At 37.7% G+C, this 26,936-nt stretch carries 25 protein-coding genes; 21 read left to right on the forward strand and 4 right to left on the reverse strand.

The annotated features are described in order from the left end of the window. Positions 1 to 5: 5 nt before the first annotated feature. The 9 genes from ABU914_RS06360 to ABU914_RS15495 all read left to right on the forward strand — a co-directional run bounded on the left by ABU914_RS06360 (position 6) and on the right by ABU914_RS15495 (position 10,444). A complete protein-coding gene (locus ABU914_RS06360) occupies positions 6 to 680 on the forward strand; it encodes a response regulator transcription factor (RefSeq protein ID WP_379668894.1) in 675 nt (224 codons plus the stop codon). Then, on the forward strand, positions 677 to 2,059 hold the full coding sequence (locus tag ABU914_RS06365) for a sensor histidine kinase (protein ID WP_379668895.1): 1,383 nt from the start codon (positions 677 to 679) through the stop codon (positions 2,057 to 2,059). Before ABU914_RS06360 ends, ABU914_RS06365 begins: the two co-directional genes overlap by 4 nt. A 142-nt stretch (positions 2,060 to 2,201) precedes the next feature. Next, complete coding sequence (locus ABU914_RS06370; RefSeq protein ID WP_379668896.1) at positions 2,202 to 2,597, forward strand: hypothetical protein; 396 nt, start codon at positions 2,202 to 2,204, stop codon at positions 2,595 to 2,597. Between the two features lie 673 nt (positions 2,598 to 3,270). Continuing rightward, positions 3,271 to 3,879, forward strand: a complete 609-nt coding sequence (locus tag ABU914_RS06375; RefSeq protein WP_379668897.1) for a DUF1648 domain-containing protein — start codon at positions 3,271 to 3,273, stop codon at positions 3,877 to 3,879. Positions 3,880 to 4,019: 140 nt separating this feature from the next. Then, positions 4,020 to 6,110, forward strand: coding sequence for an EAL domain-containing protein (locus tag ABU914_RS06380; RefSeq protein ID WP_379668898.1), 2,091 nt, complete (start codon positions 4,020 to 4,022; stop codon positions 6,108 to 6,110). Beyond that, positions 6,107 to 7,825 carry a methyl-accepting chemotaxis protein gene (locus ABU914_RS06385; RefSeq protein ID WP_379668899.1) on the forward strand — a complete coding sequence of 573 codons (1,719 nt, stop codon included), beginning with the start codon at positions 6,107 to 6,109 and terminating at the stop codon, positions 7,823 to 7,825. Before ABU914_RS06380 ends, ABU914_RS06385 begins: the two co-directional genes overlap by 4 nt. 395 nt (positions 7,826 to 8,220) lie before the next feature. Continuing rightward, on the forward strand, positions 8,221 to 9,969 hold the full coding sequence (locus ABU914_RS06390) for an ABC transporter ATP-binding protein (RefSeq protein WP_379668900.1): 1,749 nt from the start codon (positions 8,221 to 8,223) through the stop codon (positions 9,967 to 9,969). Positions 9,970 to 9,990: 21 nt separating this feature from the next. Then, positions 9,991 to 10,392, forward strand: coding sequence for a phosphatase PAP2 family protein (locus tag ABU914_RS15490; protein WP_483880146.1), 402 nt, complete (start codon positions 9,991 to 9,993; stop codon positions 10,390 to 10,392). Next, positions 10,364 to 10,444 carry a hypothetical protein gene (locus tag ABU914_RS15495; RefSeq protein WP_483880145.1) on the forward strand — a complete coding sequence of 27 codons (81 nt, stop codon included), beginning with the start codon at positions 10,364 to 10,366 and terminating at the stop codon, positions 10,442 to 10,444. The genes ABU914_RS15490 and ABU914_RS15495 overlap by 29 nt, the downstream gene beginning before the upstream one ends. Positions 10,445 to 10,565: 121 nt before the next feature. Here the strand turns inward: ABU914_RS15495 and ABU914_RS06400 are convergent, their stop codons facing one another. Next, a complete protein-coding gene (locus ABU914_RS06400; protein WP_379668902.1) occupies positions 10,566 to 11,120 on the reverse strand; it encodes a nitroreductase family protein in 555 nt (184 codons plus the stop codon). Positions 11,121 to 11,348: 228 nt separating this feature from the next. On the opposite strand from ABU914_RS06400, the gene ABU914_RS06405 reads away from it, so the two are divergent. The 9 genes from ABU914_RS06405 (at position 11,349) to ABU914_RS06445 (ending at position 21,910) form a co-directional block, all read left to right on the forward strand. Beyond that, entirely contained in the window at positions 11,349 to 12,302 is a 954-nt protein-coding gene (locus ABU914_RS06405; protein WP_379668903.1) for an ABC transporter permease, read from the forward strand. Continuing rightward, on the forward strand, positions 12,292 to 13,242 hold the full coding sequence (locus ABU914_RS06410) for an iron chelate uptake ABC transporter family permease subunit (RefSeq protein ID WP_379668904.1): 951 nt from the start codon (positions 12,292 to 12,294) through the stop codon (positions 13,240 to 13,242). Before ABU914_RS06405 ends, ABU914_RS06410 begins: the two co-directional genes overlap by 11 nt. Beyond that, on the forward strand, positions 13,236 to 13,997 hold the full coding sequence (locus ABU914_RS06415; protein WP_379668905.1) for an iron ABC transporter ATP-binding protein: 762 nt from the start codon (positions 13,236 to 13,238) through the stop codon (positions 13,995 to 13,997). The genes ABU914_RS06410 and ABU914_RS06415 overlap by 7 nt, the downstream gene beginning before the upstream one ends. A gap of 172 nt (positions 13,998 to 14,169) precedes the next feature. Further along, positions 14,170 to 15,111, forward strand: coding sequence for a siderophore ABC transporter substrate-binding protein (locus ABU914_RS06420; protein WP_379668906.1), 942 nt, complete (start codon positions 14,170 to 14,172; stop codon positions 15,109 to 15,111). A 442-nt stretch (positions 15,112 to 15,553) separates the two neighbouring features. Continuing rightward, the gene (locus tag ABU914_RS06425) at positions 15,554 to 17,305 is read left to right on the forward strand and encodes a DUF2339 domain-containing protein (RefSeq protein ID WP_379668907.1); all 1,752 of its coding nucleotides are present in this window, start codon (positions 15,554 to 15,556) and stop codon (positions 17,303 to 17,305) included. An 804-nt stretch (positions 17,306 to 18,109) separates the two neighbouring features. After that, entirely contained in the window at positions 18,110 to 19,330 is a 1,221-nt protein-coding gene (locus ABU914_RS06430; protein ID WP_379668908.1) for an MFS transporter, read from the forward strand. A gap of 111 nt (positions 19,331 to 19,441) precedes the next feature. Continuing rightward, positions 19,442 to 19,966, forward strand: a complete 525-nt coding sequence (locus tag ABU914_RS06435) for a sigma-70 family RNA polymerase sigma factor (protein ID WP_379668909.1) — start codon at positions 19,442 to 19,444, stop codon at positions 19,964 to 19,966. Continuing rightward, entirely contained in the window at positions 19,959 to 20,882 is a 924-nt protein-coding gene (locus ABU914_RS06440) for an LCP family protein (RefSeq protein ID WP_379668910.1), read from the forward strand. Before ABU914_RS06435 ends, ABU914_RS06440 begins: the two co-directional genes overlap by 8 nt. 377 nt (positions 20,883 to 21,259) lie before the next feature. Then, complete coding sequence (locus ABU914_RS06445) at positions 21,260 to 21,910, forward strand: hypothetical protein (protein WP_379668911.1); 651 nt, start codon at positions 21,260 to 21,262, stop codon at positions 21,908 to 21,910. Positions 21,911 to 21,939: 29 nt separating this feature from the next. Here the strand turns inward: ABU914_RS06445 and ABU914_RS06450 are convergent, their stop codons facing one another. Beyond that, a complete protein-coding gene (locus ABU914_RS06450; protein WP_379668912.1) occupies positions 21,940 to 22,668 on the reverse strand; it encodes an esterase/lipase family protein in 729 nt (242 codons plus the stop codon). 808 nt (positions 22,669 to 23,476) lie between these two features. Between ABU914_RS06450 and ABU914_RS06455 the strand changes: the two genes are divergently transcribed. Together ABU914_RS06455 and ABU914_RS06460 are read left to right on the forward strand one after the other, a co-directional pair. Then, entirely contained in the window at positions 23,477 to 23,623 is a 147-nt protein-coding gene (locus tag ABU914_RS06455; RefSeq protein ID WP_379668913.1) for a hypothetical protein, read from the forward strand. A gap of 197 nt (positions 23,624 to 23,820) precedes the next feature. Beyond that, complete coding sequence (locus ABU914_RS06460; RefSeq protein ID WP_379668914.1) at positions 23,821 to 24,069, forward strand: hypothetical protein; 249 nt, start codon at positions 23,821 to 23,823, stop codon at positions 24,067 to 24,069. 495 nt (positions 24,070 to 24,564) lie between these two features. On the opposite strand, the gene msrA is transcribed toward ABU914_RS06460, so the two are convergent. Both msrA and nagB read right to left on the reverse strand, forming a co-directional pair. Next, positions 24,565 to 25,092, reverse strand: a complete 528-nt coding sequence (msrA, locus tag ABU914_RS06465) for a peptide-methionine (S)-S-oxide reductase MsrA (protein WP_379668915.1) — start codon at positions 25,090 to 25,092, stop codon at positions 24,565 to 24,567. 2 nt (positions 25,093 to 25,094) lie between these two features. Further along, on the reverse strand, positions 25,095 to 25,820 hold the full coding sequence (nagB, locus tag ABU914_RS06470) for a glucosamine-6-phosphate deaminase (RefSeq protein ID WP_379668916.1): 726 nt from the start codon (positions 25,818 to 25,820) through the stop codon (positions 25,095 to 25,097). Positions 25,821 to 26,304: 484 nt separating this feature from the next. Between nagB and ABU914_RS06475 the strand changes: the two genes are divergently transcribed. Then, complete coding sequence (locus ABU914_RS06475) at positions 26,305 to 26,925, forward strand: SCO family protein (protein ID WP_379668917.1); 621 nt, start codon at positions 26,305 to 26,307, stop codon at positions 26,923 to 26,925. The last annotated feature ends 11 nt before the right edge of the window (positions 26,926 to 26,936 follow it).

Here is a 26,936-nt window from a genome sequence, read left to right on the forward strand (position 1 = left end):
AAAAAATGAAAAAAATTTTAATCGTTGATGATGATCAGAACATTCGGAATTTCATAAGTACATATTTAAAGGACGAAGGCTTTGTTACGTTTGTAGCTGCACACGGTAAAGAAGCGTTAGCGTTAATGGAAAAGCAATCGTGTCATTTAGCAATTGTTGACGTGATGATGCCTGTGATGGACGGGTTTGAGCTGACGGAAGAGCTCCGTCGTTATTACGATATTCCTGTCATTCTATTAACTGCAAAAGACCAAATTTCGGATAAGGGAAAAGGATTTCGTTCAGGTGCTGATGATTATATCGTTAAGCCATTTGAGCCGAAAGAGTTGCTTTTCCGTATTCAAGCATTGTTTCGGCGCTATGACAAACACTTAGATGATATTATTGAGTTCGGTTCGACAAAAATTAATCGGTTACGGTATGAAGTTGAAATTGATGACGGGGCGCTCTTACTGCCATTAAAAGAGTTCGAGTTACTCCATTTTCTCGCATCACATCACGGACAAGTGCTAACACGTGAGCAAATTATCGAAAACGTATGGGGAATCGATTACGAAGGAGATGAACGTACGGTTGACGTTCATATTAAGCGGCTGCGGGAGCGGTTTGTTGGAAAAACAGATGATTTCGAAATTAAAACGATACGTGGAGTAGGCTACTCTTTGGAGGAACAATTATGAAGTCACTCTATGTTAAATTTGTAGCGACGACTATTGCGATTATGCTCATTAGCGGGTTGCTCGCATTTTTGTTTTCTAACACGTATTACCAGTATAAGTTAAAGCCACAAAACGACGCTAAAAATACGAAAATTGCATTAGAAATTGCCGAATACATAAAAGAAAATGACGGAATCAATATTCAACGCTATTTGAACAACGTGGCGTCGTTAGGTTATCAGTTGTTACTCATCGATACATTTGAGAATGAGACCTATTTTGGGGCCCCTTTTCGGGAAACGTCGTTACGAAATGAAATGAAACAAAAAGTTCTAAATGGTGAAGTGTATCACGGAATGTTACAGTTTCCAAAAGAAACGTTTGTTACGGGCTTTTTTGCGAATGAATTGTCGAATACAGTCGGTGTTCCAGTAGAGGCAAACGGTAAACGATATGCACTTTTTTTGCGCCCAGATATAAAATTACTTTTTAACGAAATTCATGTATTACTCGCGTGGCTACTTGCGGGAACGATGTTATTAAGCATTGCCCTCGTTTTAGTTGGGACAAAGTTTTTAGTTCATCCGATTTCAAAATTAACAAAAGCGACAAACAAATTGTCGAAAGGGGATTTTGTAGTGCAACTCGACATTGAACGTAACGATGAAATTGGTGAACTAGCGACAAGTTTTACACGAATGGTGAAGCATTTAGAAAGCTTAGATGAAATGAAGACAGAATTTATTTCAAACATTACGCATGACATTCAATCTCCGTTAGCAAACTTAAAAGGGTATGTGAACTTGCTTGAAAAAAATAATTTAGCAAGTGAGGAAAAACAACATTATGTTTCAACGATGTACTCAGAAATTGATCGACTTTCACGTTTAACGAAACAGTTGCTGTTGCTCGCTTCGCTTGATCAGAACGAAGGACTTGTCAACAAAAAGTGTTTTAACGTTTCGGAGCAGTTGAAGGAAGTATTGCATCGCTACCAATGGATGTTAAATGAACGCGGAATTATGCTCAGTTATTCATTGCCTAATGTATTCATAAATGGTGATCCGTCTTTACTTACGAACGTCTGGGAGAACGTCTTAACGAATGCAATTAAATATAATAAAGAAAATGGAACGATTGAATTGTCCGTTCGTGAAATAGGAGACATGATCGAAGTGGAAATTCAAGATACAGGTATAGGGTTTAAGGAACATGAAATTGACCGAGCTTTCGAGCGCTTTTACCGTGTTGATGAGTCGAGAACAAGCTCCGTTGAGGGGACAGGCTTAGGGTTATCCATTGCACAATCAATCGTAAAATTACATGGAGGCAGTATACAAATTAAGAGTGTTGTTGACGAAGGCACAACAGTAAATATTCACTTACCGAAAACAATGTAATCGTTTATTCATCTTCTGTTCATAATCACTTCGTATGCTATAAGTGAGAATTGAATAAGCTTTATAACACGAGCTATAATTAGCGATCGTTTATGGACGCTTACGATGTAATGAAATAAATGATTCGTAGGGAGAGAGATGAATGAACAATTATAGTCAGACGTTACTTCGGTTTTCAGCCTTGTTTGCAGTCATCGGTGCATTTTTAGGAGCGCATATGGCAGGTGCTGGTTCGCTTGCTTTTCGCCCGATTCATGCTCATATTTTAGTCGTCGGGTGGCTAAGTTTATTTGCGTGGGCCGTTTACTACAAAGTGTTTTATCGTAAAGTAAGTACGCTCGCAAAGCTACATGTATGGTCAGCGATTATCGGTTCAATTGGTTTAACGATAGGGATGTGGATGCAATATTTTCAGCCATTTGGTTTGTCTGAAACGTTTAACTTAATTTTTTATATTGTTGGCGGAACGATTTTACTTGTCAGTTTCTTTCTCTTTTTATTTTTGACGTTAACGGATGGCGAACAAAAACAATCTTAATAAAATACGGACAATGTACATGCAACCAATGCATATGTACATTGTTTTTTTATGTTAATTAAACGTTTGATTAAATTTCTTTACCTAGCAAATAACCGATAATTCTTTATTGTTCACTTTCACCGACTAGCCTTGATTTGTATTTTTAAAGTGAATTTTTGCTATTATGTAAGATAGGTGTTTCAATACAAAATTTATAAACTGAAACGTAAGTGTTATGTTGATTTTCGCTTCAGGTAGTCGCTTTCCGTGGGCAACGTCTTGACTTCCGAAGCATAGAACGTGCAAGTGTAGGTGTTGTGACAGGATGTCACGTACTTAACTTGCATCGAAAGCAAAGAACGACTTCCAGCGGGATTTTTCGACGTACAGGATGTACTAACGCAAATCCTTACGGGTCACAGTCCCAAACGTTGCCACATCCTGCTGGAGTCGACTGCCCTGCGCTACAATCAACGATGTATATACAAGTAATCACACAAGAGAAAGTTAGTTAAAAACTAGTGAACGTTAGATAGCATCGGCTAGCGTAGGCAGAATGCGTAGACCCCAGCAGGAACAGCACGAGTCCGAAGACCTCGTAGCGAGGTATGAGCGAGGTCGGTGACAACTGTCACGTCCTGTGATGTCACGGATATTTGTACTTTCTGTACGGCGGAGGCTCATCCCGTGCATGCGTAAAGCGAAGCATTGTGCCGGAGCGGTAGCGATAGCACTTACCGTATCATTTGGTTCAAATTGCGAGAGTTACAATATCGGATCTAATGAAAGAGAGGGATTTATTTTTATGAGTAAACGTCCTGTTTTAGAAATTCCGAAAACACAATTAGAAAAAAGTTTACACATTTTTTCTTTTATTCTCGTTGGATTGATGCTGTTATTATCCATTCTTTCTTGGAACGATTTGCCTGATAAAATACCTATTCATTTTAATATTTTCGGTGACGCTGATCGGTGGGGTGGAAAAGCGAGTATTTTAATCCTTCCGATTGTCGGTTTTTTTGTTTTTAAACTGACCTTTTTATTAGGTAAAGCCCCACACATGTTGAATTACCCTGTAAAAATTACTAAAGAAAATGCAGCTAGGGTCTATTTAGAGGCGAGACGAATGCTCGTATTGATTAATTTTGAAATTTCGATGATGCTAACGTTTTTGCATGTTGATATTGTATTAAACGCTTATAAAAAAATGGGGTTTGGCAGTTGGATGATGCCAGTTTTTTTTATTCTGTTGTTTGGAACGATAGGTATTTCTATCTATCGAATCGTGAAATTGAAATAAATGGACAAGGACAATCGAAGCTAGTAGAATGATGTCAAGAACGATTAATTCTTTTGGCTTATAACTTTTAGTCTATTCAGAACAATGAGAATCAACCGATCTTATTGTAAGAACGGTTAATATAATGATTAGGAGAAAGTATGAAGAACCTTAATCAAGATTACAGATTACGTGGAGAAAACGATGACCAATTGGAAATAGTTGTAAAAGAATTAGCGGATATAAAATATGCGATAGATCAAGCGTCCATCGTTGCAGTTACGAATGAGAAAGGCTTGATTTTATATGCGAACGACAAGTTTTGTGAAATTTCGAAATATAATCGTTCTGAGCTGCTTGGGCAAGATCATCGAATTTTAAATTCGAACTATCATTCAAAACAGTTTTTTAAAACGATGTGGGCTACGATTGGGCGCGGTCAAGTTTGGCGCGGAGAGATTCGCAACAAAGCGAAAGATGGCTCGTTTTATTGGGTTGATACGACGATTATCCCGTTTTTGAATGAAAGGGGGAAACCGTATCAGTACATTTCGATTCGAAACGACATTACAGCTCGTAAACAAATGGAAGAGCAAGTGAATAAAAGTGAACGGATGTACCGGTTTATTGCGGAAAATTCTTCGGATTTAATCGCGATGGTTGATTTTGATGGAAATTATGTGTATGCGTCGCCTTCTCATGAAACGATCTTGCATTTTAGTCAATCGGATTTGGAGTCTAGTAATTTTCTAGATTATATACATGATGATGATCGCGCGGAAGTGTTTAACAAGATAAAGCGCGGACTGTCTTGTCAGCTTGAGTTTCGAATGCGGAAGTCTAATGATAGTTATATTTATGTGGAAGCGACAATAAGTGTAGCTCGAAATCAAGAATATGTTATCCTCGTCATGCGCAATATTACAGAACGCAAAAAGAAAGAAACGCACATTTATCATTTAGCGTTTCACGATGCATTAACGGACTTACCGAACCGAAGAATGTTTATGAAGCAGTTACGAGAAGAAGTAGCTATGGCGAGGCATTCGTCTGGGAAGTTAGCTGTTATGTTTTTAGATCTTGATCGGTTCAAATATGTAAATGATACGTGGGGACATGAAGCGGGTGATTACATTCTTACCGTTGCAGCTAATCGGATTAAAAGTATTTTACGTTCCGATGATTTAATCGGACGTTTAGGCGGTGACGAGTTTGCTGTCATGCTAAAAAATATTAATGGTGCTGACGATGTGGCAGCTTTCACTGAAAAGCTCCGCAACTGTTTTGATGACCCGGTTGAAGTAGGAAATAAGCAACAATATACGTTATCATGCAGTATTGGAATTGCTCTATTTCCTGATCACGGAACAGAAGCAGAAAAGTTGCTTTTAAATGCAGATACGGCTCTCTATGCAATTAAAGGGCAAGGAAAAAATGAGTATGCGATTTTTACACGGGAGATGGAAGATAAATCGTTAGAGCACGTTTTGCTAGAAAACGAGTTGCGCAAAGCGATAGACAGTGAACAATTTTATATTGATTATCAGCCGAAGTTTGATTTTGTTGAAGGTAAAATGATTGGTATGGAAGCGTTGTTGCGATGGCGACATCCTGATTTAGGTGTCATTCCACCGCTTAAATTCATTCCATTAGCAGAAGAAACGGGCTTAATTTCGCAAATTGGGGAATGGGTATTGCGGAATGCGTGTGAACAAAACAAAATGTGGCAAGAGGAAGGATTCCCACCGTTACGAATTTCTGTCAATCTATCTGTAAAGCAATTAGAAGATCCGAATATTGTTGAGAAAATTAAACGAATATTAACCGATACAAAATTAGATCCAAAATGGCTTGAACTTGAAGTGACAGAAAGTGTGTTTGCTGATATTGAAGATGCTCCGAGTATTCTTCAAGATATTCGCGACTTAGGTGTACATATTTCGATCGATGATTTTGGTACGGGGTATAGTTCATTTAGTTATATTAAACATTTACCTGTGGATACGTTAAAAATCGATGCTTCGTTTATTCGTGATATCCATGAAAATGAGGAAAGTAAAGCGATTGTTAAAGCTGTTTTAACTCTTGCTGATACGTTAGGAATGGAAGTATTAGCTGAAGGAATCGAGTTAAATGAGCAGCTGAAAGTTTTAAATGAAGATGGTTGTAAGCTTGGACAAGGTTATTTATTTAGCAAGCCACTTTCAAAAGAAAACTTTGAACGTTTTATTGAAATGGGAGGAAACGAATGAGTATTTTTACAAAAAAACCGAATCATTGGGTCGAGTATATTAATAAGCAAGGAAGAAAAGTGACGAATGTAGACGAGCAAATAACGAATCGCTTAACATTTTTAGGGATCTATGACGAAACGCTGAAGTATATACGTGATGCGTACCCGATTATTTCACCTCATAAAGATGAGATTGTGAATCAATTTTATGAAAAAATTACTTCGGTTGAACTGTTAAATGAGATTATTGCTCAACATTCAACAGTAGAACGATTAAGGCAGACGATGGCGATTTATTTAGAGCAATTTCTCCAAGCGGATGTGAATGAAGATTATGTAAAGACGAGAATTATCGTTGGTGAAGTGCATAGTCGGATTCATTTAACCGCCGAGCATTTTATTTCAGCACACCATCTGTTAATTCAAGCGATGACTGCGATTGTGATGGAACATTTATATTCACAGCCGAATCGAATGCTTGAAACGGTGCTTGCGATTCAAAAGCTTGCCGCTTTCGATCAGCAACTCATTGTTGAAGTGTACATGGCAGATACGTTTAAATCATTTCTGTTTGGTATTTCAAATACATTAAATGAAGTTAGTCAGCTTGAGACCTCGAAGCAGCTTATGGACGCTATGGACAATATGAATGATGAGAGTCACAGTGTTTCAAGTGCAACAGAAGAGGTGAGTGCATCGATTTTAGAAGTGGCCACACATGCGTCCAAAGTGGCGGAAGGTACAGATGATGCGGTCAGTTCTGCGGAAGAAAGTAAGCAAGTTGTAAACGATACACTGCAAGATATTAAGCAAGTGGGTAATGTGTACAATCAAGTCGTCGCTCAAGTGGGCAAGTTGAACGATGAAATTGACAAGACGTATGAAGTTGTTGAAATGATACGGCAAATAACCGATCAAACGAATTTGCTAGCATTAAATGCGAGCATTGAAGCGGCACGGGCAGGAGAACATGGGAAAGGATTTGCCGTTGTTGCGAATGAAGTACGAAAACTTGCAGAGCATACGAAGGAACAAACGTTACATATTACGGATAATATGGAGTCACTTCAGCACGTGTCAAAACTAGTGACAGAGCAAATGCATGATACGGAAAAGTTGATTGAAAAAAGTGTGTCTGGGGCTGCTATTGCAGATGAGGCATTAGATAAGATTGTACACGCGATGCAAGAAATTAACGAATCGACGTCACAAATCGCGGCGATGTCAGAAGAACAAACGTCAGCAGTAGACGAGATTGCCCAGCGAAATGCGATTATCTCAGAGTTAAGCAATAGTTCACACGAGGTTGCAACAACAACAGCTGAAGTCATTTTTCATTTAAGTAAACAGCTTGAGCAATATCGGAATACATACTTTGAAACGAATATTCAGTTAAATGACAAAGATATTATTAAAATTGCAAAAACGGATCATCTTCTCTGGAAATGGAAAGTGTATAACGTTCTTTTAGGATTAGAAACACTTAATCATGAAGAAGTCGCTTCCTATAAGTTATGTCGTTTTGGTAAATGGTATTATAGTTCATTGCCTGAAAACATTACGAGTCAAGCGGCGTATGTACAACTTGAGCAACCGCATAAAGATGTTCATGAATATGCGAAAAAAGCGATAAAGCTTTATGAAAAAGGGGATATTACCCATGCTCAGCAAGCGTTTGAAGATTTACAAAAAGCGTCAGAAAAAGTGATTAGGCTACTAGCTGAGCTGGAATAAGTAATGGAGGAATGAACATCTTGTGACATCCGCCTGGCATTAAAGTGTCGAGCTTTCATAAGGTTTCCAAAGGAAAGCGAAGTTTAAGCGTAAGCTCATCGCACGGCCTTTAGCTGTTTAAGATGTTGACGCAAGGGTCCATATTTTCCGATGAAGGATCATATACGGCGATACCATGTCTAATTGATGCCTATCAAGTGACGAAGCAACTTCAACAGGAGTCGCCAAATATTATACCTTCCCTTTTCGGAGGAGTTATATTCTCGAACCCTTTTTTTCTGCGAAATACAGGAAGAAGGTTTTCGTAAACGGATCTTCGTGTACAAGATGAAGGTCGATTTCTTTTCAAGTAAGATGATAAATACTGTTGTTGCTTACGTCTAGGAGAGATATTGATGCGAGTAAATAAGCAAGGGGATTGGCAGAAGTTTATCGATTTGCTTAAGCAAACAAAACCATCCAAGTGGCGACTCGTTGTCGCATTGTTGCTCAGTGTTACCGCAACATTAGGCGGTTTAATTATCCCACTTTTTACGAAAAATTTAGTTGATAGTTTTTCGATGACGTCTTTTCATCAAATGACGATCGTTATCCTTGCTATTGCGTTCGTCGCACAAGCAGTTGCAAATGGCTTCTCAATTTACCTTTTAAACTATGTAGGACAAGGGATTGTGGCTGAGTTGCGCAAACGCCTGTGGACGAAATTTCTTCGTTTGCCTGTTCCATATTATGATCGAACGCGAACAGGAGATATGATTAGCCGCATGACAAATGATACCGGAGTTTTGAAAAATTTAATTACCGACCATGTGACGAATTTTTTTACCGGGATTATTTCCATTATCGGGTCAGTTGCCATTTTGTTATATCTTGATTGGAAAATGACCTTGATTATGCTAACGGCGGCCCCGCTTACGCTATTTATTCTTTTTCCGCTCGGCGGACAAATGTATAAAATTTCGAAAGGTTTACAAGACGAAACAGCCGCGTTCACGACGACAATTAGCCAAGTGCTCTCAGAAATACGTCTTGTGAAAGCATCAAATGCAGAAAGGATAGAAAAAGCGAACGGACAGGAAGGAATTCGTAATTTGTTTCGTTTCGGTTTAAGAGAAGGGAAAGTACAGGCCCTCATTTCTCCGTTAGTTTCGTTCGTATTAATGGCACTACTTGTAGTCATTATCGGATATGGTGGTGTGAGGGTGTCGTCTGGTGCTCTAACCCCTGGTGATCTTGTCGCATTTATTTTATATTTATTTCAAATTATGATGCCGATGGTACAGTTTTCTACGTTTTTCACGGAATTGCAAAAGGCAAAAGGAGCGACAGAACGAATTATTCGTACGCTAGAACATCCAGAGGAAGACTTTGTATCAGGTGTCGAGGTGACAGAGACCGATTTACCGATTGTCGCTGAAGGATTAACGTTCGGATATGAAAACGAGCAGTATGTTTTGCAAGATTTAAATTTTACAATTCAACAAGGGAAAGCAACCGCAATTGTTGGACCGAGTGGGAGTGGGAAAACGACGCTGTTTGCTTTGCTTGAACGGTACTATAAACCAAATGAAGGAACGATCTATTTTGGAACAACACCAATCCATCGGTTTTCCTTGCGTTCATGGCGCCGTCTGTTCGGGTATGTTTCACAAGAAAGCCCGATTATTGCTGGGACGATACGTGAAAATATTTGTTACGGCCTTGAGGAAGAAGTGAATGAAGAAGCTCTTCGTAACGCAGCAAAAATGGCATACGCTGATGAATTTATCGGCTCGTTTCCTGATGGATATGAAACAGAAGTCGGGGAACGAGGAATGAAGCTGTCAGGAGGACAAAGACAACGAATCGGAATTGCAAGAGCATTGTTGCGTAATCCAAAAATTTTAATGCTTGATGAGGCGACTTCAAGTTTAGACAGCCAGTCGGAAATTTACGTACAAAAAGCGTTGCAAAATTTGATGCGAGGGCGTACGACACTCGTCATCGCGCACCGCTTGTCAACAGTCGTTGATGCCGACCAGATTTTATTTTTAGATCAAGGGAAGTTAACGGGTGTCGGAACACACGAAGAACTCTATGCAACACACGAGAAATACCGTACGTTTGCGACACAGCAGTTAAGAATGAAAGAACATGGAGATTAGGGAGAGAAGTATTCATCGATTATGGATATAAAACTACTACAGTTCATTAATGGTTTAGCCGAAAAGTCAACCGTCCTAGACACTTTTTTTATTTATCTTACAAATTACGGATCGATTCTCTTTGTTTTCATTTTGTTTATCATTTGGTTTTCAAAGAAAAATAAGCTAGAAATGCGCCGATCCGTCATCAAAAATCTCATTGAGTTGGTCTATTTCCGTGAACGTCCATTTGTAAATGAGTCGGTTTCATTGCTCATTGATAAATCGGAAGAGAGTACGTCTTTTCTGAGCAATCATGCAGCGGGGCATTTGCAATTGCGTTTGCACTCTGGTGGAGAAGATAGAAGTATGGAGCTGCGGCGCTTTTTTAGCATTTTTACTCGCACTTTCAAGAGTGTATGTTGGGGTTCATTATCCATTTGACGTTGTCAGTGGTGTACTTGTTGCCCTTATTGCGTTCTTGCTTGTTAGATAGCAACAAGAGCGTCTCAGTCGTGTCTTTCAAATGGCACTTAACTGTTTTCGGAAAATCGAAGATAAAGTACTTGGTTGGAAATGAAAAAGGCAGCCCATGGGGCTGCTGTTTAATTTTGAAATTAAAAATATGTGAGTTTTTCTCTAATATCTGTTCGTTTTCTCTCTGGAATTCGAGCGTTTTTATCGAAGTATCCGATTTGCAACATCCCGATAATTTTTTCGTCTTTGTCGACATCAAGTTCTGCGTAAAATCTCGGATCATAAATAAAATTAGGCGTTTTCCAAACCATCCCGAGTTTTTTTTCCCAAGCAAGTAGTTGCAAGTTTTGAATGAAGCAACTCGTTGCAGCGAAGTTTTCATCAAATTGTTTTTGACGTGGGTCTGTTTTCATGATGACGATAAGAAATGCTGGAACGTCTTTAAATTTATTCAACATTTGTTCATGTTGGCTTTTTGGTAAACAAGTTAAAATTGAATCGAGAAATGCTTCTTTTCGATCGTTGGAGATAAATATAAAGCGCCAAGGCTCACGAAGTCCGTGGTTTGGAGCCCATGCGGCGTCGTTCAACAATGAGATCATCAATTCCTTGTCCACTTCTTTTTGAATGTAGCCTGATTTGACTGAACGTCTGTCGCGTATGAGTTCAGACACAGATTGGATCGTTTCCTTCACAGTTTGTTCACTCCATCAAAATATTTTTATTAAAAGTATTGACAGTGATAATGAGATTCATTATCATTTTAATTGAGAATAGTTTTCATTTATTGCGAGGCTGGAGAGTTGGTGCCCCCTTTTCTCTACCAGTCTCTTTTGACAAGGGCTTATTTATCTCTATTGTATCTCAATGGCTACAATTGTAAAATGAAGCTACTTGCAACTATGTAAAAAAGGAAACGTGCAATGAAAATTCGCTATTTAGTATTTGCACTGATTATTTTGTCAATCGGCTCTTTATTTATAGGGGTAACGTCAATTTCAATTTTTGACTTATTTCGTTTGGACGATAATCAAGTGCAAGTTTTACTTGTCAGTCGGCTTCCACGGCTCATTAGTATCATTATTGCAGGCGCAAGCATGAGCATTAGTGGATTAATTATGCAGCAGTTAAGCAGAAATAAGTTTGTATCACCAACAACGGCAGGTACGATGGATTCGGCTAGGCTCGGGATTCTCATCTCCATGTTGTTGTTTGCATCAGCAAGTTCTTTACAGAAAATGCTCGTTGCATTTGTGTTTGCATTACTCGGCACGTTCATATTTATGAAGATTTTAGAAAAAATTAAATTTAAAGATGCTATTTTCATCCCACTTGTCGGTCTAATGTTTGGTAATATTGTTAATTCGATTGCGACCTTTTTTGCGTATAAACATGATCTTATTCAAAATATGGCAACATGGTTACTCGGGGATTTCTCAATGATTATGAAAGGTCGTTTTGAATTAATGTACATTAGTATCCCACTTATGATTGTTGCGTACTTATTTGCAAATAAGTTTACGATCGCTGGGATGGGTGAAGACTTCTCAAAAAATTTAGGCTTGAACTACCGACAAGTTGTTAACATTGGCTTAACGATCGTTGCACTCGTTACCGCATCGGTTGTGCTAACAGTTGGAATGATTCCGTTTTTAGGCTTAATCATTCCGAATATCGTTACGATCTACCAAGGAGATCATTTGCGTAACAGCTTGATGCATACCGCGTTACTCGGTGCTGTCTTTGTATTGTTTTGTGATATTCTCGGCCGTGTTATCATTTATCCGTTTGAAATACCAATTAGTTTAACAGTTGGCGTCATAGGAAGCGGGATTTTTATTTATCTTCTGATGAGGAGAAGGGCATATGGGCTATAAATCGAAAACAGTTGTACTCGGTGTGTTATCCGTTCTGCTCATTCTCGCCTTTCTATTCTATGATGTCGGAACAAATTGGCAGTATATCTTGTCCAAAAGGACGGCGAAGGTTCTTGCTATTGTTTTGACTGGCGGTGCAATTGCGTTCTCGACTGTTATTTTTCAAACGATTACGAACAACCGCATTTTGACGCCTAATATTATGGGGTTTGATTCACTTTACTTGCTTATCCAAACCGTCATCGTCTTTTTACTTGGCTCAACGACCTTAACTATGATGAACAACAATGTTCATTTTTTAATGACAGTTGGGATTATGGTCGTATTCGCTCTATTGTTGTATAAAATTTTATTTAAGCGTAATGACCAAAATATCTATTTTCTTTTATTAATTGGAATTATTTTTGGCACGTTTTTTGAAAGTTTTTCTTCGTTTATGCAAGTGTTAATTGATCCGAATGAGTTCCAAATTGTGCAAGACCGCATGTTTGCTAGCTTTAATAACATAAAAACAGACTTACTTCTCGTTGCAAGTATTTTAATTGTTCTTGTCACGCTTTACTTTGTACCATTTATGAAATATCTGGATGTATTGGCATTAGGACGAGAGCACGCGGTTAACTTAGGCGTTGATTATGACTATGTTGTGAAAAGACTTCTTATCGTTGTTGCGATTTTAATTTCAATTGCGACAGCACTCGTCGGCCCGATTACTTTTTTAGGTCTTCTCGTCGTCAATGTGACATATGAGTTTTTAAAAACGTACCGTCATTCGTTTTTAATTATTAGCTCGATCTTTATTGCGATTATTGCTCTCGTTGGCGGTCAACTCGTTGTTGAGCGAATTTTTACGTTTTCAACGACATTAAGCGTTATTTTAAACTTCGTCGGCGGTGTTTATTTTATTTACTTATTGCTAAAGGAGAATAAATCATGGTAATGGTAAAAAGTGTTTCAAAAAAATATGGCGAGAAAAAAGTGATTGAAAATGTTTCTGTGAAGATCGCAAAAGGAAAAATTACTTCTTTTATCGGACCAAACGGTGCTGGTAAAAGTACACTACTGTCCATGATTAGCCGTCTAATTGAAAATGATGAAGGTGAGATTTACATTGATAGTCGAAATATAAGAAAATGTAAAAATAATACGCTTGCAAAAAAAATCTCGACTTTAAAGCAATCGAATCATATTAATTTAAAATTAACGATTCGTGAGCTCGTTTCTTTCGGTCGGTTCCCATATTCGCAAGGAAGATTAACAGAACAAGACTGGGAGCACGTTGACGAAGCGATTCATTATATGGAGCTAGAAGATATCCAACATAAATACCTTGATGAATTAAGTGGAGGCCAGAGACAGCGTGCTTATATCGCAATGGTCATCGCGCAAGATACAGAATATATTTTACTTGACGAGCCGTTGAATAACTTAGATATGAAACATTCTGTGCAAATTATGAAAACGTTGCGACGTTTAGTTGATGAGCTTGGAAAGACAGTCATCATCGTCATTCATGACATTAACTTTGCTTCGGTTTATTCTGACTATATCGTTGCACTTAAAGATGGAAAAATCGTCAAAGAAGGGTCAACGGCTGAAATGATTAATCGCGAAGTGCTACGTGAAATTTACGATATGGATATGCAAATCCAAGAAGATCGAAACTGCAACAAAATTTGCGTCTATTTCGCTTAGAAAGAAAGCTTTGCTTACAGATTATTTTGTGAGCAAAGCTTTTAAAAGAAAACCTATTGAGAACGATTATCGTTTTCATTTCATTGAAAGGGGGAATGTGGACATATACATAAAAGGGGAAAATTATTTGTTAAAAATAAAATAAAATAAACTGTTTCGAGGTGAAGAAAAAATGAAAAAAGTAAGTTTATACATTCTATTGGCTGTATTGGCATTATTTGTCGTGGCTTGTGGTAGTAACAATGATGGCGAAAATACAGAGGAGTCTGCAGGCGATACGACGGTTACGATCACTCATGAACTCGGAGAAACATCCGTTAAGAAAAATCCAGAAAAGATTGTCGTTTTTGATTTTGGAATTCTCGATTCACTTAATGAACTGGGTGTAGAGGTTTCTGGCTTGCCGAAAATGGTAATTCCTCCATACTTATCAAAATATGAAGATGAAACATATGAAAATCTTGGTAGTTTAAAAGAGCCTGATTTTGAGAAAATTGCAGAAATTCAACCAGAGTTAATCATTATTTCCGGACGCCAGGCAGACCTTTATGATCAATTTGCAGAAATTGCACCTACTATCTATATGCAACTTGATACAGCAAACTATATTGAATCATTTAAAGGGAATATGAAAACGTTAGGGGAAATTTTTGAAAAGGAAGCAGAAGTTGATGCACAGCTTGCCGAAATCGATGAGTCTATTCAAGCTCTAAATGAAAAAGCTTCTGCAAGCGAAGTCAATGCGCTAATTGTTCTTGCGAATGAAGGTAAAGTGAGTGCATACGGACCGAACTCTCGCTTTGGACTCATTCATGACGTCTTTGGAATGCAACCTGTAGATGAAAGTATCGAAGATTCAACACATGGCCAAAGCATTTCATTTGAATATATTGTTGAAAAGGATCCCGACTACTTATACGTTATCGATCGGGGCGCTGCGATTGGTGAAGAATCATCTGCAAAACAAGTTGTAGAAAACGAATTAGTGAAAAATACAAAAGCGTATAAAGAGGGAAATATCGTTTACCTTGATCCGAGTTATTGGTACCTTTCTGGCGGAGGATTCGTATCCGTAAAGGAAATGATTAAAGAAATTGATGAAAGTTTACAATAATTTAATTGATGGCGACATCTTATGGTGTCGTCTACTTTTTTATAAATCTGGCATAGTTATGTATTGATGTCGAAATCAAGCAAAACCTCGTCGTCAAGGGCTTTGACGTTTAATAAAGTCGCTTCTTATTAAGGGATAAAAATTTCATATTTACCTCTTCCTTCCTAGAATCTTTGAGCACTTCACCGAACGTAAGTCCCTTTTATTGTTGGTAAATTTATGGTAGTTTATTTCATAGAGATCCTCTCTCTTATGCAAACTTAATCAAATAAAAAGAGAGTCTTTTTTGTGCTTATAGCTCCTAGCGGGTTTTTGTTTGCTCGTATATTCTCTTCAAGCATGATTTGAAGGGAATATGTTTACGCATTTTACTCATACAAAATATTTAAAAAAACATGAATTTTTCATTAAGTTAAATATTACGGTATGAGTAGGAATGTACATGATAAGGATGAGTGAAGTGGAAAAACAAACGAGAATTTCTGATTTGGAAAAAAGGGTCGAATTACTCGAGAAAGAAGTTCGCTTGTTACGCTCTCAAATACGAACAACAACGCAACCTGTCCAGCAAATAGAAATGAGACAACAAAAACCGGAACAGATAAAGAAAAAAAGAGAATCAGTTTCGATACAGCCACAACCAAGTATACAACTTGGGAAGTCACAATTGGAAGCAAAAAATAAAAAAGAGCTTGATTTAGAACATCTCATTGGAAAAGTCTGGTTGCCACGAATTTTTATTTTTGTGCTTTTAATCGGTGTGATTTGGGGATTTAAGGCAGCGGTTGAAGGTGGCTATTTGAATGAACAAGTTCGTGTCATCATCGGGTTTGTTGCTTCGGGGGCATTTTTGTTTTTTGGAGAACGAGAAACGAAGAAAAGTCGCAATGCACTTGGACACGTATTGCTTGCAGGCTCTGTTGCGGTATTAATTTTGACGACGTTCGCAATGCATATGTTATACGGTTTTATCCCGACTACATTTGCGTTTATGTTAAATGTAATTTGGCTTGCACTTGGCATGTATTTGTCCCATCGACATCAGTCGCAGCCATTAGCTGTTTTATCTGCCATTGTCGGAGTACTCGTTCCGTTTTTAGTGAAGAGTGTTAGCCCGAATATCGTGTTTCTTGTCGGGTATGAAGTGATACTGTACAGTTTGTTTTTAATGTATGCGATTCGGAAACGCTATCTCGTTTTGTACTACACGTCCGCAGTTTTATTACAAATTATATTATTGATTACGTATTTATTAGTTGGTCATATAAGAGTGGCAAACGAAGAAAAAGTGTGGGTAATCGGTGCTCTCGTTCAACATTTGTTGCTGTTGGCTACATATCATTATTCGAATCACTTTATGAAGCATCAAATGGGTCTGTTGTTTGCCACGTTTATTGCTACAATATTTTGGTTTCAATCGATGATTTCGATTGATGGATACGGACTTATCTTACTTGGTTTCTTTCTTTTGTACGTCATATTATCTGCACTTTACTGGGAACGGAAAAAAGACAAGCAACCAGTTTTTCTCTCACTCGCGACGTTTTCACTTTTGTTGTTTTTTATGTCAACACTTGAGTATAGTGAATGGCTTCCACCTATCCTCATGCTGCAAGGAATTGTCGCGATTTATATCGGGCTAAAGACGTTGTCGCGATTGCAACTTTTATCGGGATTGCTTGTCTATATTATCGGAGCTTTTTCAGCTTTATATTTGCTCATTGAAGGCATTCAAAGTGTGTTTTCAATCGGGTCATTTACGTGGATAATCGGTTTAGGAACGCTGTACACATTAAATTGGCTAATCCGAGAACACAAACAGAAATTCAATAAATTGTTTGACTGGAATATTGATGAGCCGGTATTAAATGCTGTCTTCTATTTGCTCATTGCTCTCGGAAGCTTGATTTTTATTACGAATGTTTCATATGTAGCGACGGAGAATTGGACTTTACAAGCTCGGCATATTACAGCTTCTGTCGTTTGGATCGTTTATGCCGGAATCGGGCTCATTGTCGGGGTTATGCGTCAATATAAGCCGTTGCGAATTTCTGCAATTGTTTTAGTATTTATGACACTTATGAAAGTTGTCATTATCGATTTGCCGGACTTATCCATCCCCACTCGTGCAGCGCTTTTTATCGGATTAGGTGCTGTTGGACTTGTCATGTCACGAATTTTTTATAAAAAGTAGTAAGAAATCCCCTCTCTTATTTTCAAAGAATAGGAGAGGGGATTAAGTTCCTATAAGGCAAATATGTGATGAGGTAAACTTTGCTCCTAACTTGTCGTGCTATTAAGAAAAACACCAGAATTGTACATAAGAACTGTGGATAATAGCATTGGTTCTAGAATTACTGTATACATATTGACCATCTTCAGTAGCTTTATTTAGAAGGGTAGCCATAAGAAATGATGGGAATAAAAAGTATAGGAACTAGAACCTATTGATAGCGAATGTTGCTAAGATTTAGATACCCGGGTACATCGGGTTCTACTTATACTGATCCAACTGTTATGTAAGCCTAGTAGAAGCTTACTCACCATAAGGATTTTCTTATCCATTTATCCCAAGAAACAGCCGATATTCTAAAAATGGTTTGTGTAAGTATCATAGACACAGTGAACAGTTGTAAGAATTGTATGCTCATCTAAAATGTTCCAGAACATATATACCAAGCACACTTGCAGACCGATATACGATGTGTATGATTGCATTGAATACTGCAAGTGGGCTGACACATAAATCTTACATGAAAGGAATTACATAATACCGGTAATTCCTTTTCCTTGGGAACTGATAGTGACGAAAACTACATTTGTAACAGTAACACTAAGCCAGTCAGCTTGTTGAGAGCAGTGAGGATAAAGATATTCGAAAGCGTTTTTAGTCGTGTCATTTAGGTGTTAAACAAACGTTTGATTAAATAGGCAGCGCGAACCTCTCGCGGAAAAGTCCGTCCTAATGATATACTGAAAGAATTGAAGGAAGAAAAGGATGGGGTTTTACGTGGAAGCTGCAGTGAAACAGAAAAAACAAAAGAAGCAAGTCGCTGCTAAAAAAGAACTGTATAGTATTGGATCGACCCATTTTATTAATGATCTAATGACGACAGGGATTGTCCCAGCACTTTTACCATTATATAAAGAAGCGTTTCATTTATCGTATACGCAAGCGGGCGTCATTATGCTCGTTTCGACTCTTGCATCCTCGATTATGCAACCGTTATTCGGAATGTTTACCGATAAATATCCGAAATCATGGTATTTACCATTTAGTGTGTTGCTAACTGGGTTCGGTTTAGCTTTATCAGGGTTTGTTAACTCGTATGCGTTGTTGTTACTCATGATTGCGTTGTCTGGTTTAGGTTCAGGTATTTTTCACCCTGAAGCGTCTCGCGGGGCACATTTGGCAGCAGGAAATGCGAAAGGAGCTGCACAAGCCATTTTCCAAGTTGGCGGAAACTTCGGGCAAGCAGTAGGCCCGCTTATGATTCCTCTTTTTTTATTAGCAACTGGGATTAAAGGATTAGGTTGGTTTGCATTGCTTGGGTTTGTCGGCAGCTTGCTTATTTTGAACATTATGCCTTGGTATCGTGAGAGTTTGGAAAAAGATCGCCAAAAGAAAAAGAGCCAATTTGCTGGTAAACGGCATATCGTTGGTTTAGTTGGATTAACGCTAGTTGTTATGCTTCGCTCATGGACACAAATTGGCGTTGCTGCATTTTTGCCTTTTTATTATATTCAACAAAACATATCGCTCGCAGTTGCAGATGTGTATACGTTTTTATTTTTAGGAGCTGGAGCAGTTGGAACGTATATCGGAGGTAGGTATTCTGACTACTTTAGCCATAAATGGATCTTATTCGGCTCGATGTTTTTAACAATTCCATTTGCATGGCTTCTCCCGCATGTCAGTGGTATTTGGGTGATTATCATTCTAGTATTGTTCGGATTTTTTGTGCTTTCGTCATTTGTTGTTACTGTCGTTTATGGGCAAATGATGCTTCCGAATAATATCGGACTTGCATCTGGCCTTATGATTGGTTTTGCTGTCGGAGCAGGTGGAGTAGGTGCGACGTTTATGGGGTGGATTTCAGATCATTATGGTGTTGAATTCATATTTGATTTGTTTGTTATTATACCGGTTGTCGCAGCAATGATTACGTTATTTCTTCCGAGTGAAAAGACACTTCTTGAGCGAAATGGAGCGGCATAACCTTCGGGTGCATCAGGTTACACTGGTGCACCTTTTTATGTTTGAAATAAGTGAAACATAACAGTGACCTGCCTCGTCAAACGAGTAGAGTGGTGCAGGAGGGGGGATAGGATGGATAAGCATGACAAAGATAGATTACTTGAAACGTTCATGATCGAGTACGGAGATGAACTTGTTCGACTCGCTTACACGTATGTTCGAGATAAAGAAACTGCAAAAGATTTAATTCAAAATACATTCATTAAATGCTATGAACATGTCGAGCGTTTTCGTTACTACGCTTCAGTCAAAACATGGCTTTATCGAATAGCCATCAATGAATGTAAAGATTATTTGAAAAGCTGGCATTATCGAAAAATAAAAGCAGTGCAAACGGTGGAAGAAATGTCAAAGTCATTAGTTTTAACTACTGAAAAAGCTGTCGTTGAAAAAACAAATAATGAACAGCTAAAAATGCTTGTCGACGCTCTCCCTCGTTCATATCGTGAAGTCATTTTGCTTTATTATTATCATTCTCTATCAATTAAGGAAATTGTAGAGGCGACGGGTTTGAAAGAAAATACGGTAAAAACACGCTTAAGGCGGGCAAGGCAACGATTAAAACTAAAAGTGAAGGAGGCGGAAATATATGGATGATAAGGAAATAAGTTCAATGTTTGCTAGTTTTGACGATGAGGAACTTGAATTTACGAAACAAGATCGTGAAAAGGTCTTTTCAAAACTAAAAAAGCAAAAACACGATAAGCCCTCATTTTTCCGGCTACATATTGGAAAAGTGTTAACTGCAAGCGTACTGTTCATCATGTTCATCAGTTTTTTAACACCGCTGCTTTCCTTTGATCAAGAAAATGAATTAGCTTCAAAAAATAGGGATGGATTTTCAATTTTGCTAATGGGAAAAGACCCGGGAAATCGAACAGAGGTGAATATTCTAGCATCGTACAATCAAAATAGTGAGAGTATAAAATTAGTATCGATTCCACGAGATAGCTACGTATCGATCGTTGATGCAGAGGGAGACATGATTATAAAGGACAAATTGGCGCACGCCTATGCTTATGGAGGAGGCCCGGAAGCTGTCATGACAACGGTATCAAAATTGTTGCGCGTCCCGATTGATTATTATGCAGTTGTCGAAACGCAAGGCTTCGTTGAAATTATCGATTCCTTAGGCGGAATTGATTATGAACATGAAGGCAACAATCATTTAGATGGAGAGAAAGTTTTTGATTTGTTACGAGAAAGGGAATCGATATCTGATGGCGAAATCGGAAGAGAGAAACGACAAGTGAATGTGTTACAAGCTGTAATTAGGAAACTAAAGGAGCATGAAACCACTTCAGAAATAAACGCCGCTTCTGAACACATTACATCGAATCTTTCTTTTAAAAAAATGAAAGTGCTCGTAGAAGATGGGAATGAAAAGAAATTCGAAACGTTTCACTTATCTGAAGGAATGACAGAGGAATTTATTGATGGCGTGTATTATGGCAAGTTGGATAATACGGTGCTCAAACAAGTATCAAAGGAGTTGAATGACCATCTTAGATAAAGACTTTAATGCACATATCGGAATAAGACTTATAAGAATGATGATATAATTTTAACACGTTTTATTGATTGAAGTTATATTGTCATTAGTGCGATTGTTATCAGAAATTTAGTATGGATAAGCGTCAACTTTAATGAAGCTTGTCGAGTGCCGATTTTGGCTTTGCTCGTTGTGAATCCTATTCTAATGGATTTTGTTCCGTTTATTGAATAGACACATTGAATCATAGCTTTTTTATGCTTCTATGTGATTGAGTCGTTACCTCTTTTCGAAGTCTTATAGGACTTAGTACTTCAGTGCTGAGAGGATATCACAGAGCTAGAAAAAGTTCAAATGTACGTTTGATTAATCGTTTATTGCTAGGGGGAATCGAAAATATGGTTGAGTTTGTGCATCAACATTTGTGGGAATTGTTTATCGCGATTGAAATCGTTTTCTGGCTCTGTATCGTTTTATTTGTATTTCTTCGTTATGTACTTGGCTTGCGAAAAATGAGTATTTGGATCTTGCCATTTTTTGTTGCAAGTGTGCTTGCAGACGCTTACTTGGGATGGATAGATTACAAATCAACAGGAGAATTTTCGATTTTTCAATTCATTATTGTGATTACCGTTATTTATGCAATTACTGCTGGGGTTTCTGACTTTAGACGACTTGATGCTTACATTCAAAGAAAAGTCGTAAAATGGAAAGGTGAGGCGGAACTAGAAATTTCTGTCAAGTCACCGCCAAAGTATGGATGTGAACATGCACGACATGAACGATACGGTTGGTATATGCATGTCGTGATGTTTGTAGTAGCACAAATTGCTTTTTTCTATCTATTCGGGACCCGTGATCAATTTTCTGTAGATGAATGGTTTGCGTTTGAATTTTATCGAACATGGTTGGAGGACGAAGCGCTTGGCGCTTATGAGGATGTAAAGTTAAATCAAGTAGTGAGAGCATGGTTCATCGTTCTCATTATTGATGGAATTATTTCGCTCTCCTATACATTTTTTCCGCGGAAAGAAAAAAACGAGGAATGATCATTCAGTTCCTCGCTTTTTTGTTTGTATTAGTTGTCGTTAAGACCTCCACCATTAAGAGCGTCAAGAACATGTCTTTCTACAGTGCTGCTCGTTAACAAGCCGATATGACTTACTCCGATGACGCGAACTCGGCGAGCTCCATCAAGTGTTGTCCGGTAAGTAGGAACGAGTGTATCGCCAGTGCTGTATATTGTCGTATATAAGATAGGGTTATTTGGATCTGTACCATCTGGAGTTTCATCGCCTGCATTTAGTCTGAGCAGAAATAAGCTGCCAGGAATCATCTCACGTGCGCCAGCAGTTGCTGAGCCCCAAACTGCGTTATACGTTCCTTGATGAGGTGAACCGATTGTAACGAGATTCGCAACCTTGCTGCCACCATCTAAATTTTTGATATAGTATCGTGTACTAAGTCCGCCCATGCTGTGTGCAACAAGGTCCACTTTATCTGCCCCAGTTCTTGCTAGCACATTGTCAACAAAAGCAGAAAGTTCATGTGCATTATTTACATTACTTCCGAGATTATTGGAGTATTGAATCGCCGATACGTGACTGTCTGGCCACCCTTGCCTTTTTAAGTAGTTCATAAGGGAGATGAAGTTCCAATCATTCCCTGTATAACCGTGGACGAAAACGACAGGATTGCGCTCTTCTGCAGAGGCATGTTTGGGTATTGAAGCGAAAAATAGAAGCAAACAGACAGTCACGACCATGAATACAACAACCGACCATCTTAAGTTTAAAGTCCTAATCAAAGTAAGCCCTCCTTAAAGTATTATTAGGATATATAATCCTTATCTATAAAACTATAATATTTATCCAAAATTGTCAATATATTTAGAACATTAATACTGTTAATTAATGGAGCTTGATATTTTTATATATTTTACATATAGGTATTAACCGCAATATTTGATGTTTGATAGTTTTTTATAAATATGTAATATAAACTTACGATAATAGGATATTTTTAAAATGAATATAGTTAAATCAAATATTTTATTTGCGGGCAATAATTATATTATAGTAATAAATTTTTAATATAATCTCGAATTTTCTTTTCATCGTATATATGGTTTTTTGGATTCATTACTTAGTTTAATTTGTTAATATTGAAGGTCTCGTTTTTTTGGAAGAGTAAGCTGTTTTAAAAAAAAGTGCGGATCGACTTTGACTGCATCGTTAATAGTGTAAGGGTGTACGCGGTTTTAAAATTAGCCCAATACATTGTACAAAAGAACATCGATGCACTTGCATAAAGTTCACAATTAGAAAGCCCAGTCGTATCGAGTGTTTTGCAAGCTTCGCGAATTGCTTCAATTTCAGCGTGAGCCGTCGGATCGTTCGTTTACTGTACTCGATTAACTCCTCAGTTGATAATTTTTCCGTTTCTCACGATAACTTCCCCAAAAAGCTTACCGCTGTTGATTTCAACAGCACGATCTATATACAATTGTTCACTTATCAAATCAATCCGGAAAAAGACAGTTTTCAGACAAGTTTGAATTATGTTACAATTATCGAACGATTGACACATCATTGTGATAAAAGGGGTTGAACAGAATGATTAGTGTGAAAAGGGCTGTAAAGTTTGTACTTGTTGGAAATGCAACGGTTTTACTCACTTTGTTGTTCTTGCCCATTTTTCTTATTACCGATCAAATTAATGTCTTCAATCACGCAATTGATTATTTGTGGCAAGAAACGTAAGGCTGGTGAATGGAACTCACCAGCTTTTTTAAAAATAAATTACTTTTATGTAATATATTATAACTTTCAGTATATTCACAATATAATTAGAGATGGACTGACATGAAAGCTTGTCGATTGATAAGTCGATAGGTGATAGTTGCTCCTGTATTAGAATGCTAAATTTTAAATATCGTTCAAAAAAGGTGGTGTGCATAATGGAATCAAAGTTTGTAAAGACAGAGAAACTTTGTGATTTCTTTATCGAAAATCGATTGCAATTTCAAGATCAGCTGTTAGAAGAAGTTGTCAACGTCACAGGAAAAATCGATGAAATCGATCGGGTGGGCGATATTGATTTACTTTCAAATGCTCAGAGACTAGTTTTGCTTGTTGTTGAAGATAAGTTAAATGAATTAGAAGAATTTGCGAAACAGGAGGGTGTTGCTTGGGCAAACATGATTTAGCCGTTTCTTTTAAACTAGATTGGCTTCAAGCGATTCACAGTGTTCTTTGGAGGTTTTTATACCAATTTGTTTGTTTTATTGGAAACGAAATAATGGATAGGGATACTTTTTTACATTAGAAAAGGAAATTAATCAATTGTTGGACGATTTTTTCAGTAGCTTCTTTACTAAGTTACTCTAGTTATAAAGAAGATCAATTAAAAACTCAGCAAGTTCTGATCGAGCATTTATCCGTTCCCGTTATTAGAGTTATATGGTATGAACATGATGGGGTGTAAGCCGATGATTACTGGTTTACGTCCTGATACAGTCCAAACGTTCATTCAACATGGTGCCTCGTTCGAAGATTTAGCTGAAACAAAAGGAACACTTCAAAAGGCGTTGCAAGAGTTTTTTTAAAATGAATACATATTGAAAAAAACAAAAAAGAGGATGCTTTCCTCTTTTTGTCATTTTATGATAAAAGCTTTTTCAATAAGCCTATCGATAAATCGTTTAACGTCCCCAATGCTTTTCAATAAATGCAGCACGACCAGAACCTATTCTGTATTGATTGTAATGAATACGATTTTTTTTGTGGTAATTTTGGTGATAGTCTTCTGCTGGGTAGAATGTAGATGCAGGAAGAATGAGTGTTGCAATGGGTTTATCAAACTTTCCACTTTCTGCAAGTTCTTTTTTTGATGCTTCCGCCGCTTTTCTTTGGTTTTCATTATGATAAAAAATTGCTGTTCGATAAGAGGAGCCACGATCGAAAAATTGACCATCTTCGTCGGTTGGATCGATTTGTTGCCAAAAAATATTCAACAGGTTTTCGTACGAAAAAACATCCGGTTCAAATGTAATTTGAACAGCTTCAAAATGCCCCGTTGTATTCGTGCATACTTCTTCGTATGTTGGATTTTCTGTATGTCCCCCTGTATAGCCAGAGACGACTTTAATAATTCCAGGTTGTTCTTCAAAAGGAGCGACCATGCACCAGAAACAACCGCCCGCAAAAGTAGCTAATTCATTCGAATTCACATTTACACCCCTTCCAAGGCTGCTTTATCATAAATGACTGTAAAATTTGGATGACTTTTAAGTGCGGATGCAGGAAATTGTTCACTTATTTCTTCGTGTAACAGACGGTGTAGCGCTTCAGCTTTTTGTTTTCCAGAGATGAGTAAAACAATTTCTTTACTTTTTAAAATTGAAGCAATTCCCATCGTTATTGCCCTCGTAGGGACTTCATCAATGTCTTTAAAAAAACGCCCATTCACTCTTCGCGTATTTTCTGTTAACTCAACGACGTGTGTAACCGAATCGAACGGGGTACCTGGTTCATTAAACCCGATATGCCCGTTTTGACCGATTCCGAGCAATTGCAGGTCTATTCCTCCAAGGTTGTCGATAAGTGCTTCATACCGTTTACACTCTTCGTCTAAATCTTCTGCTGTACCGTCTGGAACGTGAGCGTTTTCACGTTTAATATTAATATGGTTAAACAATTCTTCATTCATGTAATAACGATAGCTACTTGAATGGCTTTCTGCAAGTCCGACATATTCATCAAGGTTAACGGTAATAACATGTTCATATGATGTGCCATTTTTAGTATGATCAGCGATGAGTCGTTTATAAGCTCCGAGTGGTGTGCTACCAGTTGCTAGACCGAGTTTTGTATGTGGATCATTTTTTATTTTATTAATAATAAGTTCACTCGTTTTTTCGCTTAATTGTTCATACGTCTCTACTTCAATTAATTTCACTTACGGTCACTCCTTTTGCTTCGTGGTCAAAAAAGAAAGGGTCAAAAAAAGTAAATAAAATTTCTAGTTGGATCCTTTCTACTAATTTTTTTATTATATCATGCCTTGTCACGTTACAGTGGATTTTTTATCGATTTATCTTATGTCAACCGCTCACAAATCTTGGCAGTTTGCGTACATTAGAACTCTAGTAAGACTCGCTAATGAAAGTGGAAGTCTTACTATTATATATATGACAAAAATGTTAATGTTCGTCGTCCGTTCACATGAATGTCAAGTTGGAAAGCTGTGAGAAGTTAGCAAATGTGTTAGATTAAGTTTGAGATCGTATCACTTAATCAAAACTAGGCGATAGGAGATGGTATGCTCTCGATCGCATAATAAATTTATTAACTAAAGGGTTTCGTGGAGTGGTTTGTCTGTTTGAAAAAGTATTAGATGGTGTCAATGATATTGTTATGAAATGTGAAAGGTGTGAGTGCATATGTTTAACATAGGAAAAAGTAAATGGTTACTCGTGTTCGCTGTTTTAATGCTACTTACAGCTTGTGGTGGGGGTGGAAAAAACCTTTCGAAAGAAGGGTCATATGTTGCTGATCAAGACTGGATTATTAAAGATTTCACATATACGAATGAAAGCGAAGAAGAGTTTGGTTTATCGGATTTGGAAGATGAAGTGTGGTTAGCTGATTTTATTTTTACGAATTGCACTTCAGTATGTCCTCCGATGTCAGCTAATATGTCGAAAGTTCAACAGCAGTTAGAAGACGAAGGATTACAAGTGCCAATTGTGTCATTTACGGTTGACCCTGAATTGGATACCCCTGAAGTGCTTAAGGAATATGCGGACCAATATGCAGCAAACTTAGATACGTGGCATTTCTTAACAGGATATTCATTTGATGAAATTAAAAAACTTTCAGAAGAGACGTTTAAGTCACCGCTTGCAGCACCAGTCGAAGGTGATGATCAATTTACCCATGGAGTCTTCTTCTATTTAGTTGAAGGCAATAAAATTATTAAAACGTACAACGGTGTGTCCGATGTTCCGACTGATGCGATTGTAGAAGATATAAAAACGTTAAAAGGGGCAAAAGAGGCTTAGGAGGAGAAAGT

This window comes from Pueribacillus sp. YX66, from assembly GCF_041725775.1.
In the GTDB taxonomy this organism is placed as follows: domain Bacteria; phylum Bacillota; class Bacilli; order Bacillales; family UBA6769; genus Pueribacillus.

Coding starts and splice junctions, on each gene's coding strand:
- ABU914_RS06375 (WP_379668897.1), top strand. CDS start 3,271: ATGCGTAAAGCGAAGCATTGTGCCGGAGCGGTAGCGATAGCACTTACC.
- ABU914_RS06410 (WP_379668904.1), top strand. CDS start 12,292: ATGGGCTATAAATCGAAAACAGTTGTACTCGGTGTGTTATCCGTTCTG.
- ABU914_RS06365 (WP_379668895.1), top strand. CDS start 677: ATGAAGTCACTCTATGTTAAATTTGTAGCGACGACTATTGCGATTATG.
- ABU914_RS06380 (WP_379668898.1), top strand. CDS start 4,020: ATGAAGAACCTTAATCAAGATTACAGATTACGTGGAGAAAACGATGAC.
- ABU914_RS06390 (WP_379668900.1), top strand. CDS start 8,221: ATGCGAGTAAATAAGCAAGGGGATTGGCAGAAGTTTATCGATTTGCTT.
- ABU914_RS06460 (WP_379668914.1), top strand. CDS start 23,821: ATGGAATCAAAGTTTGTAAAGACAGAGAAACTTTGTGATTTCTTTATC.
- ABU914_RS06415 (WP_379668905.1), top strand. CDS start 13,236: ATGGTAATGGTAAAAAGTGTTTCAAAAAAATATGGCGAGAAAAAAGTG.
- ABU914_RS06475 (WP_379668917.1), top strand. CDS start 26,305: ATGTTTAACATAGGAAAAAGTAAATGGTTACTCGTGTTCGCTGTTTTA.
- ABU914_RS06455 (WP_379668913.1), top strand. CDS start 23,477: ATGATTAGTGTGAAAAGGGCTGTAAAGTTTGTACTTGTTGGAAATGCA.
- ABU914_RS06420 (WP_379668906.1), top strand. CDS start 14,170: ATGAAAAAAGTAAGTTTATACATTCTATTGGCTGTATTGGCATTATTT.
- ABU914_RS06370 (WP_379668896.1), top strand. CDS start 2,202: ATGAACAATTATAGTCAGACGTTACTTCGGTTTTCAGCCTTGTTTGCA.
- ABU914_RS06385 (WP_379668899.1), top strand. CDS start 6,107: ATGAGTATTTTTACAAAAAAACCGAATCATTGGGTCGAGTATATTAAT.
- ABU914_RS15490 (WP_483880146.1), top strand. CDS start 9,991: ATGGATATAAAACTACTACAGTTCATTAATGGTTTAGCCGAAAAGTCA.
- ABU914_RS06445 (WP_379668911.1), top strand. CDS start 21,260: ATGGTTGAGTTTGTGCATCAACATTTGTGGGAATTGTTTATCGCGATT.
- ABU914_RS06435 (WP_379668909.1), top strand. CDS start 19,442: ATGGATAAGCATGACAAAGATAGATTACTTGAAACGTTCATGATCGAG.
- ABU914_RS06425 (WP_379668907.1), top strand. CDS start 15,554: ATGATAAGGATGAGTGAAGTGGAAAAACAAACGAGAATTTCTGATTTG.
- ABU914_RS06440 (WP_379668910.1), top strand. CDS start 19,959: ATGGATGATAAGGAAATAAGTTCAATGTTTGCTAGTTTTGACGATGAG.
- ABU914_RS06430 (WP_379668908.1), top strand. CDS start 18,110: ATGGGGTTTTACGTGGAAGCTGCAGTGAAACAGAAAAAACAAAAGAAG.
- ABU914_RS06360 (WP_379668894.1), top strand. CDS start 6: ATGAAAAAAATTTTAATCGTTGATGATGATCAGAACATTCGGAATTTC.
- ABU914_RS06405 (WP_379668903.1), top strand. CDS start 11,349: ATGAAAATTCGCTATTTAGTATTTGCACTGATTATTTTGTCAATCGGC.